The 21,447-nt window shown below is 37.4% G+C and carries 13 protein-coding genes; 3 read left to right on the top strand and 10 right to left on the bottom strand.

Features of this window, described 5'->3' with window-relative positions; all coding sequences use genetic code 11:
* Position 1: 1 nt before the first annotated feature.
* Positions 2–1,279: a replication-associated recombination protein A gene (locus tag I3217_RS15470; protein ID WP_435050675.1), complete on the bottom strand. Its 1,278-nt coding sequence runs from the start codon at positions 1,277–1,279 to the stop codon at positions 2–4.
* 100 nt (positions 1,280–1,379) lie between these two features.
* On the opposite strand from I3217_RS15470, the gene I3217_RS15465 reads away from it, so the two are divergent.
* Positions 1,380–2,162 (top strand): rhomboid family intramembrane serine protease, encoded by a 783-nt coding sequence (locus tag I3217_RS15465; RefSeq protein ID WP_435050674.1) that lies wholly within the window; start codon positions 1,380–1,382, stop codon positions 2,160–2,162.
* On the opposite strand, the gene rlmB is transcribed toward I3217_RS15465, so the two are convergent.
* From rlmB to I3217_RS15420, 9 genes are all read right to left on the bottom strand, one after another.
* Complete coding sequence (rlmB, locus tag I3217_RS15460; RefSeq protein WP_435050673.1) at positions 2,159–2,893, bottom strand: 23S rRNA (guanosine(2251)-2'-O)-methyltransferase RlmB; 735 nt, start codon at positions 2,891–2,893, stop codon at positions 2,159–2,161. The two genes, I3217_RS15465 and rlmB, sit on opposite strands and share 4 nt — an antisense overlap.
* Positions 2,894–2,993: 100 nt before the next feature.
* The gene (locus I3217_RS15455) at positions 2,994–3,800 is read right to left on the bottom strand and encodes a hypothetical protein (protein ID WP_435050672.1); all 807 of its coding nucleotides are present in this window, start codon (positions 3,798–3,800) and stop codon (positions 2,994–2,996) included.
* Between the two features lie 69 nt (positions 3,801–3,869).
* Entirely contained in the window at positions 3,870–5,357 is a 1,488-nt protein-coding gene (locus I3217_RS15450; RefSeq protein WP_435050671.1) for a RagB/SusD family nutrient uptake outer membrane protein, read from the bottom strand.
* A gap of 11 nt (positions 5,358–5,368) precedes the next feature.
* Positions 5,369–8,611 (bottom strand): SusC/RagA family TonB-linked outer membrane protein, encoded by a 3,243-nt coding sequence (locus I3217_RS15445; protein ID WP_435050670.1) that lies wholly within the window; start codon positions 8,609–8,611, stop codon positions 5,369–5,371.
* Positions 8,612–8,859: 248 nt separating this feature from the next.
* The gene (locus tag I3217_RS15440; RefSeq protein ID WP_435050669.1) at positions 8,860–10,287 is read right to left on the bottom strand and encodes a SusD/RagB family nutrient-binding outer membrane lipoprotein; all 1,428 of its coding nucleotides are present in this window, start codon (positions 10,285–10,287) and stop codon (positions 8,860–8,862) included.
* A 14-nt stretch (positions 10,288–10,301) separates the two neighbouring features.
* Positions 10,302–13,541 carry a SusC/RagA family TonB-linked outer membrane protein gene (locus tag I3217_RS15435; RefSeq protein WP_435050668.1) on the bottom strand — a complete coding sequence of 1,080 codons (3,240 nt, stop codon included), beginning with the start codon at positions 13,539–13,541 and terminating at the stop codon, positions 10,302–10,304.
* Between the two features lie 431 nt (positions 13,542–13,972).
* On the bottom strand, positions 13,973–15,421 hold the full coding sequence (locus tag I3217_RS15430) for a SusD/RagB family nutrient-binding outer membrane lipoprotein (RefSeq protein WP_435050667.1): 1,449 nt from the start codon (positions 15,419–15,421) through the stop codon (positions 13,973–13,975).
* A gap of 12 nt (positions 15,422–15,433) precedes the next feature.
* Complete coding sequence (locus I3217_RS15425; protein WP_435050666.1) at positions 15,434–18,586, bottom strand: SusC/RagA family TonB-linked outer membrane protein; 3,153 nt, start codon at positions 18,584–18,586, stop codon at positions 15,434–15,436.
* Positions 18,587–18,704: 118 nt separating this feature from the next.
* Complete coding sequence (locus I3217_RS15420) at positions 18,705–20,393, bottom strand: POTRA domain-containing protein (RefSeq protein ID WP_435050665.1); 1,689 nt, start codon at positions 20,391–20,393, stop codon at positions 18,705–18,707.
* 176 nt (positions 20,394–20,569) lie between these two features.
* On the opposite strand from I3217_RS15420, the gene rpsL reads away from it, so the two are divergent.
* Positions 20,570–20,944, top strand: a complete 375-nt coding sequence (gene rpsL / locus I3217_RS15415; RefSeq protein ID WP_057783973.1) for a 30S ribosomal protein S12 — start codon at positions 20,570–20,572, stop codon at positions 20,942–20,944.
* 24 nt (positions 20,945–20,968) lie between these two features.
* A complete protein-coding gene (gene rpsG, locus I3217_RS15410; RefSeq protein ID WP_435050664.1) occupies positions 20,969–21,445 on the top strand; it encodes a 30S ribosomal protein S7 in 477 nt (158 codons plus the stop codon).
* The last annotated feature ends 2 nt before the right edge of the window (positions 21,446–21,447 follow it).

Raw genomic sequence — 21,447 nt, 5'->3', positions numbered from 1 at the left:
TTTAATAACCATATTTGCCTTTCCAGCGTTGCTTTAAAAAGTCGCGATGGGAATGTTCTCTTGAATTAGCACCAGGCTCATACAGTCTGGTGTTTTTTATTTCATCTGGTAAGAATTCCTGAATAGCAAAGTTGTTTTCGTAGCTGTGCGCATATTTATAATCTTCGCCATAACCTAAATCTTTCATGAGTTTGGTAGGCGCATTTCTAATATGTAAGGGTACCGAAAGGTCTCCTGTGGCTTTTACCAGCTGTTGAGCTTTGCCAATAGCTTCATAAGCCGAATTACTTTTAGGAGAACAGGCCAGATAAATAGTGCACTGGCTTAGTGTTATTCTGGATTCCGGGTAACCTATGGCAGACACAGCCTGAAACGTATTGTTTGCCATGATAAGTGCTGTAGGATTTGCATTTCCAATATCTTCACTGGCAAGAATTAACAGGCGCCTTGCAATGAATTTTACATCTTCACCACCTTCAATCATGCGTGCCAGCCAATATACCGCACCATTGGGGTCGCTTCCGCGGATAGATTTAATAAAAGCGGAAATGATATCGTAGTGTTGCTCTCCGGTCTTATCATATCGCGCTGTGTTGTTCTGTATTTTTTCAAGTACTATCTCATCGGTAATTACTATGTCATCTGTTTCGAAGGTGTTGATTAATAATTCGAATATATTGAGAAGTTTTCGGGCATCACCTCCGGATAAACGCAATAGTGCTGAGGTTTCTTTCAGCGTTATATTTTTTTTAATTAAAGCGGCGTCAGTTTCAATAGCACGTTTTAACAATTGCTCCAGATGTACTTTTTCAAAAGGTTTAAGAATATAAACCTGACAGCGTGAGAGTAGGGCGGGGATAACTTCAAAACTCGGGTTTTCTGTTGTTGCCCCGATTAACGTCACCCAGCCTTTTTCTACAGCCTGTAATAACGAATCCTGCTGCGATTTACTAAAGCGGTGAATCTCATCTATAAACAAAATGGGATTTTTAGTGGTAAATAATCCGCCACTGCCTTTAGCCTTGTCTATAACTTCTCGGATGTCTTTAACTCCCGAATTTATGGCGCTAAGCGTGTAAAAGGGACGCCCTGATAAATTGGCTATAATATTGGCCAGTGTTGTTTTACCAGTACCTGGTGGTCCCCAGAAAATCATAGAGGAAATTAATCCTTGTTTTAATTGAATCCGTAGAGGTCCCGTTGGGCCTACCAAATGGGTCTGGCTTACGTAGTCGTCTAAATTCTGTGGTCTTAATCGTTCTGCTAATGGTGCGCTCATGCTGTAAAATTACTGTATTTTTTAGTTCTTATAAAACAATTAACGACTGACATATTATCAGTTATAGTTATATTGGTTTACAATTTGCAGATTAATAGTAATGGAACATAAATCGGAAGCAGAACAGTTTAATTTTTCTAATGGGGTACTGGCATATCCTCTAGCTTTTGTACTGGTAATCTGGTATGTGTTCTGGTTTGAAATTGAAACTAACTTATCCTTTAACTCTCACGGTATTTTTCCAAGGACTTTTACAGGGTTACAGGGCATCGTGTTTAGCCCTTTTATTCATTCCGATATTACCCATTTATATCATAATACAATTCCCTTACTGGTTTTAAGTATGGCCTTGTTTTATTTTTACCGTCCTATAGCGTGGAAAGTGTTGGGGTACGGTATTTTGCTTTCTGGGTTTTTAACCTGGTGTATAGGCCGACCATCGTATCATATTGGGGCTAGTGGAGTGATTTATGTCCTGTTTAGTTTTATTTTTTTTAAGGGCATTTTTGCAAAGCATTTCCGGCTAATAGCCCTTTCTCTTTTAGTTATATTTTTATATGGTAGTATGGTCTGGTATGTATTACCTGTAAAAGAAGGTATGTCCTGGGAAGGTCATTTAGCAGGATTGATAACCGGTTTCATTTTCGCTGTTATTTTTAAAAGAGATATCGCCAAACCTAAAAAATATGCCTGGGAAAAAGAAGATTATAACGAGGAGGACGATGCTTTTTTAAGACATTTTGATGCCGATGGTAATTTTATAGAACATTTACCGGAACAGGAGCAGGAGGAAGCCGAAGATTCAGTCTCAGACTTTCATACCACGGCGACGAAAGGACCTCACATCAGCTACATCTTTAAACCAAGCGATAAGAAGGATTAAAGGCGTTGTCTTAAAGCTTCGTATAAAAAGGCACCACAGGCAACAGATACATTTAAGGAACCAATCTCTCCAAGTAAAGGTAATTTTGCCTTAGCATCTACCAATTTAAGTACAGAAGGGTTAATCCCTTTGCCTTCCGATCCCATAATTATGGCACACGGTTCGTTAAAAGATACGTCGTAAATTAAATCGTCTGTCTTCTCGGTAGCAGCAATTACTTTTATACCGGAAGCCTGCATGTAAAACAGGGCGTCTTTAATATGATCTACTTTGCAAATTGGCATTTTAAAAACAGCACCGGCACTGGTTTTTATCGTATCTCCGTTTACCGGAGCTCCACCTTTCTTCTGAATAATAATTCCGTCTACTCCAGTACATTCAGCGGTTCGGATTATGGCGCCGAAATTACGTACGTCACTTAATTGATCCAATAGTAAAAAAAGCGGTGTTTTGCCGGACTCCATAACTTGTGTTACGAGTTCTTCCAAATCGTAGAAAGTGATAGGGGCAATCTGTGCTACCACGCCCTGGTGGTTTTTAGAACTTAGTTTATTAAGTTTTTCTAGCGGAACATAAGACACATTTAAGCGGTGTTTACGAAGTACTTGTTCTAATTCGTGAAATAAATCGCCTTTAAGGCCTTTTTGTACAAAAATCTTGTCGATGTTTTCTCCCGACTGAATGGCTTCTATTACCGCGCGTATTCCAAAAATCTGAGTGTCTTTTTCCATGGTCACAAAAGTACAATATAAAATGTTTGATTGCTTAAAGTACAGGTATAAAAAAACCACCTCAATTGAGGTGGTTTTTTGTGAAAAGTATGAGTTAAATTTATTCTAAAGTAAAAGTTCCTCCTAAATATCCATTAGTAAGGTATCCCGAATATGTTTCGCCTAATCCTTCAGAGTCACCTGGGTAATAAATGTCATACTCTAAGGTCATTGTAGGTTTGTTACCACAATTAGACCATTTTCCAGAACCCTCAATTTCATATTGATATTCCGCTCCTTCGTATGTTGTTGTATAAATATACTGTCTAGGAATTTCTATAGCTCCCGTTTCCAAATTTACATTCATAGTGAATTTTCCTCCGGAAACAACTGGCTCCGCCCAGAAATAAGTAATAAAATCCTGACTTAGCCCATCAATTACTAAACTAGAATCATCGTTAACAGTCGCTGTAAAGCCATTGTCATAACCACTAGCGTTAAAGGTTACAGCGTAAGTTCCTGCTAAAGCTTCTATACCATCTAATGGACATTTTTTTTGTACATCTACCGAAATAGAGTTTCCGCTATAAATATTTTCTCCTTCTACGTTAAGATCTAGTACTAATGTCTCTAAGCTTTCTCCTAAATTATCATCAGAAAAAGTTACTGTAATTATACCCTCATTGGTGTTCGCAGGGATGGTAACAGTAGAAGGGACATTGTAAGATGCAGGATTTAATGACGTACCTTCATTAATTATTATATCAAAAGTTCTATCACTACCTAGTACTTTGCTTGAATATACAGCAAGGTCTATAGAAGTCGCAGATTCTTTTAATACAGAAACAAGAGGAGGGTCAACTTCAAATGTCACGTAATTAAGTTCTGGTACATAAGTGTCCTCACAATTGGTTAATGAGAAAACCATTGTGGCTATTAAAAATATACGTGCTAATTTTTTCATAAAAATCAATTTTGTATTTAGCAGTAGATGACCTTAGTCATTCTGACTGTTTAAAAATGGGTTATTCAATATTTCAGATTCTGGAATTTCAAAAGTCATACGCTCATCGTCGTAAGAAATTGTTTCTCCTACAAAAGATAAATGATTAGATCCTCTAGTCACAGAACGCTTGTTACGTTTCATAGCTAAGTATGCTTTTCCTTCTCCCCAGAATTCGATTCTTGATTGTAAGTAAATTTCGTTTAATAACGCTTGACCAGTAAGTCCATCAATATAAGACGTGTCTGGTATTCTCAGTGCCAAAAGAGCTTTTAAACTTGTTTTGGCAGAACCTTCATCTCCAACTTTAGCAGAAGCTTCAGCATTTAAAATATACATCTCGGCAATTCTCATGTAGACTAAATCGGATGTAGTAATTGTGCTTGCTCCAAGTGGAACTCTGGCAGCATCGTAAAATTTATACAATGGCTGTAAATACTGGTTACCAGCTCCTGGGTCTGATTCGAATTGAAGTTTTCTAACATCGTCATCTGGAATTTCAGCATATAAATCTGAATCTATGGCTTTAGAATCGCCATAACCTGCGTAACTGTATGAGAAATAATCCATTTGTCCCCACCAAGATACTAAGCCAATTTCGTTGTCAGAAGTAATGTCTACACCCCACATCCATCCAGGAGTATTAACGCTATTAAATCCTCCTAATACTTCATCTTCAGTCATAATAGGGAAAGCACTACCGTTAATTACTTCATCGGTTAAAGTCTTTACTTCTTGATCTCTTCCCATGGCACCATAAACGTAAGCTAAAATTCCTTTAGCAACATCTTGGTTAATCTGGCTCTTAGCACTTCTTCCAAAACCATCTAATAAATCGATAGCGGCTAATAAATCACTTTCTATTAAACCGTAGATTTCTGAAGCAGCAACTTTAGGGCCGTTCTGATCTAATAAGTCGTCGTAAAGCGGTAAGATTTCTTCGCTAGGATTATAGGTTTTTTGGAAGTATTGAGTTAAATAAAAATACGAATGTGCGCGAATTGCTTTTGCTTGCCCCATAATGTATTTGTTTTCTGCTAATTCAGGCGTTACATCGTTACCCCCTAAAGCGTCGATAACAGTGTTGGCAGAACGGATGATACGGTAGTAGTATCTCCATACCTGATAGTTATCTGTAAAGGTAAAATCCTGTGTACACTGATACTCTGTAATACTGGCACGGTACCAACCGTAAGTACTAACAGATAAGGCTACATCGCTTGATAAAAAGTCAGCAAAAAGATCGTATCCTTTTTGTCCAAAATCATCGTGACCAGTTGTTCCTCCTGTTTCGGTTTCAAACATTAAGGCATAGATACCGTTCATGGTACCGGCAATAACATCTGGGTTTCTCGAAGCAGCTTCTCCAATTTGAGATGTAGTTAAAACCTCCGAAGGTAATTTTTCTAGGTAATCGTCACCACAGCTAACTGTAAATATTGAAGTTGCTGCAAGTAGTGTATATTTAAATATGTTTTTCATGTCTAATCGTATTAAAATTTAACTCTTACTCCTAAAGTAAATGTAGTTAAAGGGGCGTATAATCTACGTCCTGAATTACCGCTTTCAGATGTGGTTGGGTTAAAACCTTCACGAGCAGTTTTCATAAATAGGTTGTCTCCAGAAGCCCAGATGTTTACTAAGCTTAATGGTGTGTTTTCTAAATGTTTTGCAGGGATAGTGTATCCAACCATAGCATTGTTTAGAGCGAAATAGTCTGTTTTAGTTAGGAATCTTGTAGAAGTCGCTGTACTATTTTGATCTATTCCATCAGCTAAACGAGGTACATTAGTAATGTCGCCTGGTTGTTGCCATCTGTTAGCTATATCCTTATGATAGTTGTTTCCAACAGCTCCAAAACGATCACTCATTAATTCTCCGTATTGATAGTCTATAGCATAACCTCCAATACTGTAAGTAAATTGCGTAGAAAAGTTAAACGCTCCTAATTCACCATTTAAGCGGAAAGCCCCTCTTAAATCTGGAATTCCAGATTTACCAACATATTTATCTGTTGCGTTAGCGTAGGTTTTTGTAATACGCTTTTCAATATTAGCATCCGGAGTCTCATTTAAATATGGAGTTAAAGAAGTAATTCCTGTTTCGCCATTATCTAAAATTCCGTTTCCGTTAGCATCATCGAAGTATTGGTACCACATTGGTGCACCATCAGATGGATCTACACCAGCCCACTCACGTAAGTAAAAGTCGTAGATAGAACTTCCTTTAGAGTATGCATAATCTCCTGCAGAGGTATCTAAGATTCTAGGTAATCCTGTAGATGGTTCAAGTGGCATGGTTTTTATTTCGTTCTTAATAAACTCACCGTTGAAACCTAAATCTAATTTAAAGTTTTTAGTGTTGAATAGGTGACCAGTGATATCAAATTCGATACCGTGGTTTTGTAACTCACCGTCGTTTACAGTGATTATAGCAATACCTTGAGAAGGTCCAACACGACGTTCGAAAATTAAGTTGTCTGTTAGTTTATTATAGTAATCTACGTTTACATCTAAGAATGAACCTAAAGACAGTTCAACTCCAGTCTGGAACATTTTAGACGTTTCCCATGTTAAATCAGGGTTACCGTTATCGGCAGCAGAAATCGAAATTTCACCACCTAAAATACCACTGTTAAACGTGTCGTATCCAGAATAGTAACCTACACCTGCTTGATCTCCAGTTATACCATAAGACGCTTTAAGTTTTAAGAAGGAAAGTACGCTGTTACCAGCTAAAAAGTCTTCGTTAGAGATTACCCAAGCTCCACCAACAGAACCAAAAGTACCCCATTTATCGTTTACAAACCTTGAAGAACCATCGCGACGAACAGAAGCCGTTAAATAGTACTTATCTGCGTAATTGTAATTTAATTGTGAAAAGTATGATTCAATAGAGTAACCTTCACTAAATCCTGTAGCAGGAGATAAGTTGTTTACAAAGTTGTCTTGCTCTAATAAACCGTCTAAAACTACTTTTCCTTTATAAGTTGTATTTTCTCTAAAAGTAAAGTCATTGTTTTCGTGTGCTGCTAATACTTCTAAAGAGTGTTCTCCAAATTTGTTGTTGTAACGTAATAACTGTTGGAAGTTAGAACCTAAACGTTCTCTGTCTCTAGAATATAAGTTACCACCGTCACCTACAGCAGTACCATAAAACGGGTTTCCATAGTCTTTATAGCGCTCCATAGAGTATTGCGTTCCGTATCTCACTTCTACGTTTAAGTTATCAGTTAAATGGATGTTGAAATCAATATTTCCGTTGAAATCATGTCTTTTAAAACCTCTGTAATCATATACGGCAGATCCTATCGGGTTTAAGTTATTTGCGTTTGGACGGTCACGGAAACCAGATACAGTTCCATAATCGTATTGATACCCTCCAAAAATAGGGTCGGCTACCAAATTACCACTGTCGTCTCTTAAATACACAGGGAAAATAGGGGCCATTTTATCGGCAAATTCAAATACGTTTTCAGACCCTACTGTTTGTCCGTTATTTAAACTTTCAGAATAAGAGTAACCCAAATTAGCACCTACTTCTAACCATTTTTTTACTTCTGAGTTTACATTTAAACGCGTAGAGTAACGATCGTAGCTGGTGTTTTTAGCATAACCATCATCATTTAAATATCCTAAAGAGAAGAAGTATTTAGACTTTTCACTTCCACCACCCATACGAACACTTCCTTCATTTCTTATAGAAGAATCGAATGCTTCATCTTTGTATAGTTCAGGCGAATAACGTCTTGTTACACCATCTCTAACCATTCTAGTGTTTGGGTCGATTAATTGTGATGCATTAGCATTCCACATGTTATAACCAGGAGCAACATAGTTGGTTGTAAATAACCTATCATTGGCATAAGTAACAGGATCCGCACTTCCTGAAATTACCCCACGGTTATAGATACCTTCCCATACATAACCAATATATTCTTCTGGTGAAGTTATTACATTATAACGGGGAATCATTTGTGTATTAACCCCTGATTTTACATCGAATTCTACATAAGAAGCATTAGCTGTTCCCGTTTTAGTAGTAATTACAATTACTCCGTTTGCTCCACGAGAACCGTAGATAGCCGTTGCCGTTGCATCTTTTAATACGGTAGTACTTTTAATATCTGCAGGGTTAATAGAGTTTAAGTATCCGTTAGAGGTTATATCGCCTTGTAAAGGCACTCCGTCCACTACATAAAGAGGGTCACGACTACCGTTTACAGATCCGTAACCACGAATACGTATAGTAGAAGTTGTTCCAGGTTGTCCGGAAGTGTTAATTACCGTAACCCCGGCAACCTCTCCGGTTAAAGCTTGAGTAACGTTTGATACGTTTTTAATTTCTAAGTTTTCAGCTTTAACTGTTTTAGCGGTACCCGCAAAGGATTGTTTAGTTGAAGTACCATAACCTACAATTAACACCTCGTCTAACTCTGCTAAGTCTTCCATAAGTGTAAGACTGATAGTTGTTGATGTACCAACAGTAATTTCCTGTGTTTTGTACCCTACAAAAGAGAAAGAAAGAATATCTCCTGTCGACGCCGAGATAGAGTAGTTTCCATCAAAATCTGATTGCGTACCTTGAGTAGATCCTTTTAAGATAATGTTAACTCCAGGAAGCGGTAATCCGCTTTCGTCGGATATCGTCCCTGAAATTGTTTTTTGTTGTGCAAACGTTAATTGCACGGCAAACGCTAGGAATAGCGTTAGAATTCCACTAAACTTTGTTTTCATTTTATTTTATTTGAATTAGTCTGAGCCAAAAATCTTAAATTAAAGTTAAAAAAACAATAATATCTAGCGAAAATTTGCGCTAATAGTCCATGAATAGTGGCTTTTAGCGAAAAATAGACAAGTTTAGTTCTTAAAAAATTAACATTGTTAATAATTTTAATGACTTATGTGTATTTAAAATTGACCAAAAAAAAACTCCTAAACAGAGCGTTTAGGAGTTTTTTAGAGTAAAGAGATTGTAAGTAGTACTAGTTTACATCCCAGAATAATTTGGTTGATTGCGCATCACCACCTATGGCAGTTGCCGCTGCATTCCAATTTGTTTCATTTAAGTTTTGTTCATTAACCGGGTAAGTGTATCTGAAAGGTACAGCATTACCAGTGTTAACAGGTACGTTTAAAGCAGGGGTATCGTAAGTTCTCCAAGCGGTCCACCCTTCAAAACCTCTGTTGTACATTGCTAACCAAAATTGTCTACCAATTTTAGTTTTCCAGTCTCCAGCAGCAGAACTATAGGCTACATCAGATTTAGATAAATATGCAGCAGCGCCATCTACGCCCCAGTCTTCGAAAGAAGCTGTAATAGCATTGTTGTAGTGCTCTGCAGCGGTACCACCAACATTGTAACCTCTTTCAGAAGCGTCAGCTAAGAAGAAAGATACTTCAGCAAAATCTAATAATACACCTCTAAATTCTGGTTGGTGCATTAAGGCACCAATATGAGTGTAGTTAGAAAAACTGTTGTTGTCTCCGTAAGGTCCACCTACGTAATCTCCGTCAAGATTCTGATCGAAATATACATCACGTCTAGGGTCTTCTAATGTGTTCATAATATCTACTACAGTGTTAGCAGCAACAAAGTCAGAACGACCAGATTGTACTAAATCTACCCATAAAGGGTTAGTGTTTGGGGTCGTAGCAGCATATGCTATTGTCGCATTATCGTCGTTAGAAGTAAAAACTCCTGCAGCCACAGCAGATTCTACTGCAGATTGAGATAAAGATGCCATTCCAGGAGCGTCAGCTACACGCATACCAATTCTTAATTTTAAGGAGTTGGCAAATTTAGCCCAGGCAGAAATATCGCCACCATAAATGTTGTCAGTTCCAAATCCAGAACCTGTTAAGTTCGGGATAGCTGCATTAATACGAGACACTAAATCTTCATAAATAGTTGCAGCATCATCATATACAGGTAAAGTGTATTCTGATGCATTTAACGCTTGGCTATAAGGGATGTCTCCAAAAGAGTCAACCATTTGTTGCCAAGTGTACACGGCTAAAACTTCAATTTGTGCTAGTCTTGCATCTTTTTCTCCTTGAGTTAATTCTGCGTCAGCAATAACATTTTCTTTTGCTGTGTCTAAATCTAAAAGTACATCTCTGTACATTTCAGACCAGTGATTTTGAGGAATGTTTCTGTTATTTAAATCGAAGTTTGATTCATCGATGTAAGTAGTTTGTGTCCAGTACTGAGCTAATAAACGGTAAACGTTACTGTTTACGTTTGTACTTGTCATTTGATCAAATAAACTCTTGGTGGCAGCATTAAATAAGAAATCTGCTTCTACCTGAGTTGGGTTTTTAGGGTCTCTATTGTAGTCATCGTATTTGTCATCAGACATACATGATGAGAGCACTACAAAAGATAAAGCTGTAATTAATATTTTTTTCATGATATTTTCTGTTTTTAGAACTGTAATTTAACACTTGCACCAATTTCTCTAATTGCAGGGTAAGCACCTGATTGGTATCCTTGAACGTTTCCTGAGCTTAATCCTGCTTCAGGATCAGAGAATGGTACGTCCTTGTCGATAATCCATAAGTTTCTACCAATTAAGGAGAACGTTACTGCGTTAAACGGTAATCTATCTAGATCTTTTAAGCTATAGCTAATAGTAGCCTCTCTTAATTTAACATAGCCAGCATCGTATACGTGTTGTGATGCAGCTGCTCTAGCATAACCCCAAGGGTTAGCATAAGTACTAGCGCTTGCTCTAGTGCTGTTTGGAGTACCGTCAGAAATAGGGTTGCCATCAGCATCAGTTCCTGTTTGAACTACACCAGGTAAGATAACTCCACCTCCATCAGCTAAAGAATTTCTAACAGGATTTCCTAAGTCGTTAGTTCCAGCAGTAAAATCATACATACCTGTTGCGTATCCGTAATAAGTATCTAAAGAGAATACACTACCACCTTTTTGCATGTCGATTAAGAAGCTAAGTGTAAAGTTTTTATAGTTGAAACTGTTGAATAAACCAGCTTTCCAGTCTGGGTTAATATCTCCAATTACATTATTACTGTCACCAGTTCTTAAGTAATATCCGTTAGAACCAACAATTGGTTGACCATCTGTACTGTAAACTAAATCACGTCCTCTAATTGTACCATAAGGCTCACCTGGAGTTGCGTTTATAGATACACCTCCTTGTAAAGATGCTAAAACTAAGTTGTCAATTCCGTCTGTTAATTCTTCAACTAAACTTTCGTTCTTAGACCAGTTAACATTCATATCCCAAGAAAAGTCAGCTGTACGAATTGGATTTACATTTAAAGATACTTCCCATCCTTTGTTAGAGATCGTACCTGCGTTAAGTAAAGCAGAGGTATATCCAGTCGCATTCGATAATGGTACGCTAGTAATTTGGTTTTCGTTAAGAGCATCGTAATAAGATACGTCGAAACCAAAACGCTTGTTAAAGAATTGCATTTCTAAACCAACTTCCCAGTTAGTTTGTTCTTCAGGTAAAAGGTCGTTGTTTGCACGAGCACTTGGGTTTGTTGCTATACCTCCATTAAAAGGAGTTCCGATAGCGTAAGTATTGTAAACTCTGTAAGGAGAAGTATCGTTACCTACTTTACCGTAGTTTCCTCTAACCTTACCGAAAGTTAACCAATCTGAGTTGATTAATTCAGAAAAAATGAACGATCCTGTAGCAGACCAGTAAGAGTAGCGATTATTACTTTTAGGAAGGGCAGAAGAACGGTCTGTTCTAAAAGTACCTTCTACATATAAGAAATCATCATATCCTAAACTTACCTGACCATATTCTCCGTCTACCATTTTGGTAGCTTCATATTCGGTTGGGGCCTCTAAAGGGCTGGCACTGTTAGATAATGCATACAGACCTGGTAAGTTTAATCCCCCATTTGTTTGTGCATAAATAGTGCTCCAATCGTTTCTTCTTTGGTTGAATCCTAATAAACCAGAAAGGTTTAACTTGTCTGTTAAATCTTTGTTGAATGTTAAAATAACATCCCAGTTGTATTCTGCTACGTTATTGTTATAACGAGAGTATTGTGATACATCAACAGATCCAACAGCGGTTCTTTCTTCTTGTAGACCCGCATAAGTATCGAAAGAGAAACGACCTAAAACGCTCACCCAATCCGTAATTTGATAATCTAAAGCAACATTACCCCAGTATCTGTTACGTGTATCTGTTTCATAATTCTCGAAACGAGTGAAGTAGAAGTTGTCTGAGTAAATTGGAGATCTGTCTGTGTGACTATTTGTATTCCAAGTAATGTTTTGACCTGTTAATAAGTAAGCTTGTCTTTGCTCTTCTAAGTCAACGTTAGTCTGGAACCATTGTCTAAACTGTTGCATTGGGTTTTTAGAATCATAACCTGTACCATAACGGCCTTTACCATCTGTTTTAGTAAAGTTAAAACTTGTAGATGCGGTTAGTTTTTCTGTTAAATTTAACGAACCGTTGAAGTTAATAGAGTTTCTTTTAATATGCGCATTAGGTAAGTTACCTGTCTGATCCATGTTTGTGTATCCTAAACGAAATACGCCTTTATCAGAACCTCCAGATAAATCAACAGAGTTGATTAAAGTCGCAGAAGTTGTCCAAACAGAGTTGGCATCGTTGTCAGCATATTTCCAAGGTGTAGCTACTTGGTAACTATCTAATTCTGGATAAATAGAATTCCATTGGTATATTAATCTGTTAGGGTCGAATGCAGCACCATAAGATGCATCTTCAGTAAACGGTACTGTTTCATCTAAAATACCATCACCGTTAATATCGGCTAAGTTAAAATAACCGTCAGCACTGTCGTAATAAGGTCCGTAACCAGCACCGTATTTCTTTTGATAAGTAGGTAAAGTTTCTTTGTCAGGAGCACCTAACATTACACTCGAATTTACAGTAATTCCAATACCTTTTTGCTTTTTACCTTTCTTAGTTGTAATCATGATAACCCCGTTAGAAGCTCTAGAACCGTAAAGCGCAGATGCAGCAGCACCTTTTAATACGTTTATCGATTCGATATCATCAGGGTTAATGTCCGAAGCAGCGTTACCATAATCGTAACCACCACGACCAGTTTGCTGTCCAGAAGTGTTTGAGTTTCCGTTGTCGATTGGAATACCATCAACTACGAATAAAGCCTGGTTGTTACCAGCAACAGAACTGTTACCTCTAATTACAACGTTGGTTGAACCACCAATAGTTCCTGAAGGTTTAACGTTTAAACCAGCAACCTTACCAGAAAGTGAGTTAACGAAGTTTTGAGATTTTACAGTTGAAACCGCGTCACCTTCTACTTCTTGAGAGGCATATCCCAGTGCTTTTTTCTCTCTTTTAATACCAAGAGCTGTTACTACTACTTCGTCTAACTCGGCTAAATCTTCTGTTAAAGTAGCATTAACAGTGCTAGATGCCCCTACGGTTACATCTAAAGTTTTATATCCTATAAAGGAAAAAGAAACAATATCGCCTGTATTAACAGATAAGGAGTAATTTCCGTCGAAATCTGTTTGGGTACCGTGAGTTGTTCCTTTCACAATAATGTTAACTCCAGGGAGAGGGAGTCCACTTACGTCGGAAACAGTCCCTGAAATTGTCTTTTCTTGTGCGAACGTTAGTTGCACAACAAACGCTAGGAATAGCGTTAGCATTCCACTAAACTTTGTTTTCATTTTATAATTTATTTGAATTAGTCAAGCCAAAAGTCAAAATAAAAAGTTAATTAAACAATAATAAAAGGTTAAAATTTTTTTCTAGTAATTGAATTAATAGCATGAAAACATCATTTTTCTTAGAAATAATTTCAGCTTTCTGCAGGTATTTTTAAATACTTATTATTTGTAGCTTCTACTTGTTTGGTAATATTGTCAGAATGTAAATTTCACAATGTGATTTTTGATTATATCGCAAAGGCTTGGGGAAGGTAGAGTAATACGATAATTTTGAAATTCCCAATGTTAAATTTTATATTTCTTAGGTTTTCAACTGGTATTAAAGGTGGTTTTAGTTCCGTTTTGCTGACTGTTTATTCGGTTTTTACATAAAAAAGCCACCCGCATATGCGGGTGGCTCGGGTGACTAAATCATAAATTAAATAAAAAATTTAGTTAACGTCCCACCAAAGCTTAGTATGTAAATCATCTATGCCTTGTGTAGCTATAATTGCGTCGTAATTAGCTTTGTTGTTATCTTCCACAGAAGAATCGTAAGCTAGTCTTACCGGAATTCTAGGATCTCCCGCATATTCTGAAGGAATTAAAACCGGATAATCTAAACGTCTCCATTCAGACCAGGCTTCCTGTCCGTTTAAATATAATGCAATCCACTTTTCGTAAGCGATATCTTCTATAGTAGTAGATGTATGTGCGCTTAAGTACGAGCTGATGTCTGCGCTGTCTACACCCCAGTATTCCATAGAAGCTTCAATACCTTCCGCAAATAACTCTCCGGTTGTAGCGCCAACACTCCAGCCTTTTAAAGCGGCTTCTGCCATAGATAATTTCATTTGGGCAGCTGTGTAGATAGGTGTTGCATAAACAGGATCGTAAATAATAGTAGCAGTAGGGTAAGAGTAGTCAGGTGTGTTACCATTTACTTTACCATGTGGTGCTCCTACATAAGCAGCATCTATTCCTCCAGGGAATTTAGGGTTGCTTATAATCGAGTCGGCTGCAGGTTCTGCATATTTAAATAATCTAGGGTCTAAGTTAGAACGTAAGGATTCCATCATGGTTTCAGATAAGATGTAATCTACACGAGATTCGAATCTGTCCTGCCATGGGCTATCACTGGCGTCATCTGCACCGTAAGGGAATTCTATATTGTCGCTGTTGGTTTTAATATAGTTTCCTGAACTTACAGCTTCTTCGAATTTAGATTTAGCTAAGGTTGGGCTTACGTCTGAAATTCTTAAAGCAGCTGTCATTTTTAAAGAGTTGGCAAATATTGTCCAGCGACTCATGTCTCCTCCAAATAATACATCGCCTTGAGGTCCTGTGGCAGAGGGGTTAATTAAGGCCAGAGCGTCTTCAATTTCATCAAAAATGATATTGTATAGCTCTTCCTGAGTATTAAATTTAGGTGAAGGGTTGTCAATGCCCTGGAAGGCTTCTTCCCATGGTAAGGCACCCCAACTATCTGTCATAAACTGAAGAATGAAGGCTCGGATGATTTTTGCTGTGGCAATCTGGTTGTCGTTATTACCATAAGCTGCAGCAGCATCCATCGTAGATGGGTCTTCATTTAATTTAATAATTTCATTTAAATCTGTAACAGCACTTGTGTAATAACTGTTATAGCTATAAGTTAAAGTGGCATATCTGGATTGTCCTGGATATTGTCCTTCAGTAAGTTGTTGAGTGAACAGGATTCCCGACATATCGGTTCCGATAGACGAAATCGTCTTTTCTGCCTGTGTTAGTAACTGAGACGTTACCGCAGCTGTTGGTCCGTTTGGATTATCATTGGTGTCGCCAAAATCTACAGTTTCACATGAACTAAAGATTGATGCTATACCAAGAAGTAGGACAGTCTTTTTAAATATATTGATCATGTTTTTCTTGTATTAAAATGTTAGTTTTAAGTTTAAACCATACGAAGATGTCATTGGTAATGTACCTGCTTCCGCCCAGTTTACATCGTCTCTTTTCTCTAATTCTGATGGGTCAACCCAGTTTAAGTCAGAATAGATTAACCAAACGTTATTGGCTAAGAAAGATAATTGCGCATTTGTCATGCCTACTTTGCTAACAAAATCCTCACCAAAGGTATAGGTTAATTTAATGGTTCTTAATTTGAAATAGGTAGCGTCGTGTAAGTTGTTTTCGTAAATGTTACCAAGGTTTCCAGAGTTAAAGTAATCCTGAGCATCTACATATTTATCTACTACTGTTCCGTCAGAGATTGGGTTACCTTCGTCGTCTGTTCCGGTTTGTAATACCCCTACGATGTGTACACCACCACCTTCTGATACCGGATCTCTTTTAGGGTTTCCTTTGTCGTTTAATCCGGCTGTATAATCTGTTAAACCAGAGTGATCCATATAACGCTCGGTTCTGGAGTAGTATTTGCCACCTTTTTGTCCGTCGAAGCCTAAGAATAAATCTAAGTTTTTGTAACGGAAGGTTGTTGAGATACCACCAGTGTAATCAGGAAGTAAACTTCCTAACTTCTTATTGCTTTGAATGGCGAATTTGTCTGAACTGGTGTAAATCACGCTACCATCTGTATGGTGAGCGAATCCTGTACCATAATATAATCCGTATTCTTCACCAACACGAGCCTGAAGCTTCATGTTCGAGGTATAGGTGCTGATGTCGTAAGATGTTACATCTCCGTAGATCTCATCAACATTTTTCTCTAAGGTTGCGAAGTTTACATTTAAATCCCACGAGAAATCGTTAGACTGGATTATTGTTCCGTGTAAGGCAACTTCAATACCTTTAGAAGTTGTTTGTCCGGAGTTAACTGTAATCCCTGTGTATCCTGTAGAACCATCCAATGATACACTGGTAGGTAAGTCTTTGTCTTTTCTGTCGAAATAAGTTAATTCTAAACCAATTCTGTTCTTAACAAACATAAATTCTGCACCGGCTTCAAATTCGTTTCTGGTACCACCAACCAATAAACTGTTACTTTGTGTGTTTGGTACAGTTAAGGTTCCGTAACCTTGGTATAATTCTCCAGGGGTATAGGTCTGGCTAATCTGGTATGGATCCGGGAAATAAGGTGCACTTGCGTAACCGGCTCTAAATTTGGCAAAAGTAATTACTTCGTTTTGCGGGAATAACTCGTGTGCTAAAATACTGGTGGATACTCCAAATGTTTCTACGCGGTTGTCGTCTGGGGCAGCAGTAGAAGACCAGTCCCAACGGTAAGCACCGTCTAAGTATAAGAAATCTTTAAATCCAACAGATGCTTTTATAAAGGCACCTCTGGTTTTGCTTTCTCTTAGTGTTGTTGATGTTGATGGCGCATCTACAGAACCTGCAAGGTTGTAAAATTCAGGAATCGATAAACCTCCGTTAGTAGAAGATTCAGAGTATTTGTACGCATTGCTCACGATTTCCCCTCCCAAACTTACATTTAAGTCGAAAGTCTCATCGAAAAACGCATCGGTGTAGTTTGCCATACCAAAATAGTGTTCTTTGGTATTTCTGTATTGGTATTCCCAATAGTAAGGAATGTCTAAAGAACTTTTAGTAGTACCTCTGTCGTCTCCGGAATACGAGTTAAAAGTAGATCTTACCTCTCCCATTACGCTAAAGTGGTCATTAAAAGTATAGGTTCCGCCAATTTTACCAAAAGCACTGTTTTTTTCGTCGTGCTTTAAGTTTTCATAAGCATGGAAGTAAGGAGAGTCCCAATATAATGGTCTGGCATCTCTAGGGCCTCTGATGTTCCAGGATAAGATTTGTCCGTTTTGTTCGTAATCTTTTAAACGGTCTACTTCAAGTTGTCTTTGCCACCACTGGTTAAAGTTAGATCCAATGTTTCCGTAGCCCTGAGTTGGGTTGTTTAACGTAGTTCTGTCCTGGTAGTTTACTACCGTTGCTAATTCAAATTTTTCAGACACTTTAAATGTGCTGTTAATGGCGAAGTTTATGGTTTTTCTGTTTGAGTTTGGTACAATACCATTCTCATCAACTAAGCCAATAGAAGATCTGATGCTATAGTCATCATCGGCTTTAGCGAAAGACAAGGATGTGTTGTTTGTGAATGCTGTTTTATAGAAATCACTTATGTCGCTGCTTGTTTTCACCCAAGGGCGTAATTCGCCAAAGTGCTCTGTGCCTTCGGTCCAGGAATCCCAGTGTCTTACTAACTGCCCATCTAATTTAGGTCCCCAGGATTCATCAGCCCAGTAGTCTGGATATAAATCACCGTCGAAAGAGGCCCATGATGCAGGGTCTACCGATGGGTCGTAAGAAAATGTGTTAAACGTTTGGCTGTAACCACCACCATACTCATCCTGATAATCTGGTAAAGCGGCTAAAGTGTTTGCTGTTGTGGTGTAGTCTAAAGTAAAGCTGGCTTTACCTTTTTTCGCGGTGGATGTGGTTATAATGATAACCCCATTACGACCTTCCGGACCGTAAATTGCTGTTGCAGAAGCTCCTTTTAATACCGACATGTCTTCGATGTTAGCCGGGTTAATGTCGCTGATAGAGTACACCTGTACACCGTCTACTACATAAAGCACTCCGGTTTCACCTCTTAATTTAATAGAGGAGTTGTCGAAGGTAGAAGAGGACTGACCAACAATTTGCACACCGGCAACTTTACCAGCTAAAGCGTTGTTAATGTCTTGTTGTTTTCCTTTTTGTAGTTCTTCTGCATCTACAGATTGTTGGGAATACCCTAAGGCTTTTTTGTCCCTTTTAATACCCAGAGCGGTTACTACAACTTCGTCTAACTGGGCTAGGTCTTCACTAAGTGTAACGTTAACTGAAGAAGAGGATTCAATTTTAACGTCTTTGGTTTTGTAACCAACAAAAGAGTAAGATAATACATCTCCGGTGTTTGCAGTTAAGGAATAATTTCCGTCGAAATCGGTCTGCGTACCATGTGTAGTACCTTTGACAATAATGTTAACCCCAGGAATTGGTAATCCACTTTCGTCGGATACTGTTCCTGTAATGGTTTTGTCTTGCGCAAACGAAAGTTGCACAACTAACGCCAGGAGTAGCGTTAGCATTCCACTAAACTTTGTTTTCATATTTGATTATTTAAATTAGTCTGGCTTAAAAGTCATAAAAATTTGTTAAATAAACAATATGTTATAATCAGTGTTTTTGTTAAAACGATTGAAATATGTCAGTAAATAGAGTAAAATGCTAAAAATAATTTGTTAAACTTAGGTGTATTTTTGAGTTACTGATATTGAAGGGAGTGTTTTCAGGTTTGCTATTAGCATAATCAAATTTTAGTAGTCCTGCTTTTGTTAAAATCATAAAACCGACTCCGAAGCTGAAAATTTTCTCTTTTTGTGAATAAATTTTGTTTTCCAGATATGCAAAATCGGTTATTGAATGTAAAATGAGATCGTTTTTTAACTTTAATCGATATTCCAAATTCAAAACACTAAATAAAGTTGCACTTAAACTGTTCTCTTCGATGCCTCTTATAGAGTTTATTCCTCCAAAACGGAAGAGTTCGTTTTCAAAATAATTGTCGGAAATTAAAGCTGCTCCACTAACCTGGGTGAATATGCTGTTTTTAGGATTGAGGTAAAATGAGTTGTAGGCTGTGCCTTGAATTATATGTTGATTTTCTGAAGTGTTGCTGATGCTACGCTTACCTGTGCCGAATTCAAAATCGAGATATGTTTTAATGGGAATGAGTCGCTGTTCCGAGTTACTGTTTTTCTGGTAAATGTATTGCGAGGTAAAGCGTGTTTTGTTAAAGTCTTCTATTTGTGACGTTGATGTTTCTAAAAGATTGTTGGAAGAGGATTTGTTTAGGCCTAAATATAAACGGTGTTTGGTGTTAAATTGATAATAGAATTTTAAAGTCTGGTCTACAGTAGTGAAAGTCGTGTCTTTTTTAAAAATATTCAGTTCCAGTTGTGTGCCTATTGGTGATTTAAATATATATGGTATGTCTAATTTTAAATTGAAGTTTCTCTGGCTGTTTTCGTCGCTGCGATATTTTAGTCTCAGTGATTCGCCGAAATTTAAATTGTTTTGCAGACCAAGATTTAAATAGCCACTAAATTCCAGTTTATTGGTGTTTTCGTTTGTTGTAAAACCTAAGTAACCGTCGAACGTGTTGTTTTTTTGTTTTTCTACATATATATATAGTATGGTGGAATCTTTAGTGAATAAGAGTTCAGGGGCTCGAATCTGATTAACGAAACTCAGCTCATTTAGATTTTTTGATTTTTGAGTTATTTCTGTAATGTTTAGCGTGCTTCCTGTTTTTATTTTAGCCTGATACTTTAAAAACTTCTCCGGAAATTTTGGGTAGCCTTTTATTATAATCTTATCAATTTGTCTTGGAGTATCGTTTTGGTAAACGATGAGATTGCATTTTAAAAAGTGGTCTTCAATCTGAAGTTCAGATAATTTCGTTTTTGTAAAAGGTTGCCCCGATTGCGATAATATAAGATTGAGCCGGTTGAGTTTTTCTTCGATTAAAGGAAAAGAGAGTATGAAGTAATCGTTATAACTTTCTTCTGTTATTTGTTTAATGATGTTTTTAGAAATGGATTCCGGATTGTAATAAATTTTTATGGTCTCGAATTTTTGATTCAGATAAATTGAAGCATTTATGGTGCTGTCGTTAATTCGGGATATGGTAGTAGTGGAGTGGTTAATGTAACCCTGTTTTTGTAATCTGGAGCTAAGCGAATCCAGTTCGGATAAAACAGACTGGTAGTTTAGGTGTGTAGATTTGTATTCTGCTTCAGAAATTGTTTTGGTTTCAGTATCAGTTTGTCCTATGACCTGTAAATGAATGTTTTGGCCATAAGTAGGAAGTAAAATAAATGACAGTAGGATTAATAATATAAATTTCTGATACAAGATTGGCTGGTCTTTAAAGTTGTAAAACTAACGGAAAAAGGTCTGCTAAAATATAAAGGCTAATTAAATTTTTAAATTCTATTGAAAATTAATCTATTAGGGTTTGAAAAATTAAATTTAATTCATACATTTGCAGCCCTCTAAGAAGAGGTATTTTATAAATTTTATAGAAAAATATGCCAACAATTTCACAATTAGTACGAAAAGGAAGAGCCAAAATAACCAAGAAGAGTAAATCGGCTGCTTTAGATTCGTGCCCTCAAAGACGAGGAGTTTGTACGCGTGTTTACACTACTACACCTAAGAAACCTAACTCTGCAATGCGTAAAGTTGCAAGGGTTAGATTAACAAATGGTAATGAAGTGAATGCTTACATCCCTGGTGAAGGTCACAATTTACAAGAGCACTCGATAGTATTGGTTAGAGGTGGAAGGGTAAAAGATTTACCAGGAGTTAGATATCACATCGTTCGTGGTGCTTTAGACACAGCAGGTGTTGCAGGTAGAACACAACGTAGATCTAAGTATGGTGCAAAACGCCCTAAGAAGTAATTAAAAATCTTTTAAAGAAAAGAAATGAGAAAAAGACAAGCGAAAAAAAGACCGCTTTTGCCAGATCCGCGATTTAACGATCAGTTAGTAACGCGTTTTGTTAACATGATGATGTGGGATGGTAAGAAGTCTGTGGCTTTTAAAGTGTTTTATGATGCTATAGATATCGTAGAGCAAAAGAAAACAGACGACGAGAAAACTGCTTTAGAAACTTGGAAAGATGCTTTATCTAACGTTATGCCTCACGTAGAAGTACGTAGTCGTCGTGTGGGTGGTGCAACATTCCAGATTCCAATGCAAATACGTCCAGATAGAAAGGTTTCTACAGCTATGAAGTGGTTAATTAGCTACTCTCGTAAGAGAAACGAAAAATCTATGGCGCAAAGATTAGCATCAGAGATTTTAGCTGCTGCTAAAGAAGAAGGAGCTGCTGTTAAGAAAAGAGTTGATACTCATAAGATGGCGGAAGCAAACAAAGCATTCTCACACTTTAGATTCTAGTA

The organism is Formosa sp. S-31, from assembly GCF_051172795.1.
Taxonomy (GTDB): Bacteria; Bacteroidota; Bacteroidia; order Flavobacteriales; family Flavobacteriaceae; genus Formosa.
The sequence above is the reverse complement of the archived record's forward strand: the minus strand, read 5'-3'. Positions and strand labels throughout refer to the sequence as shown.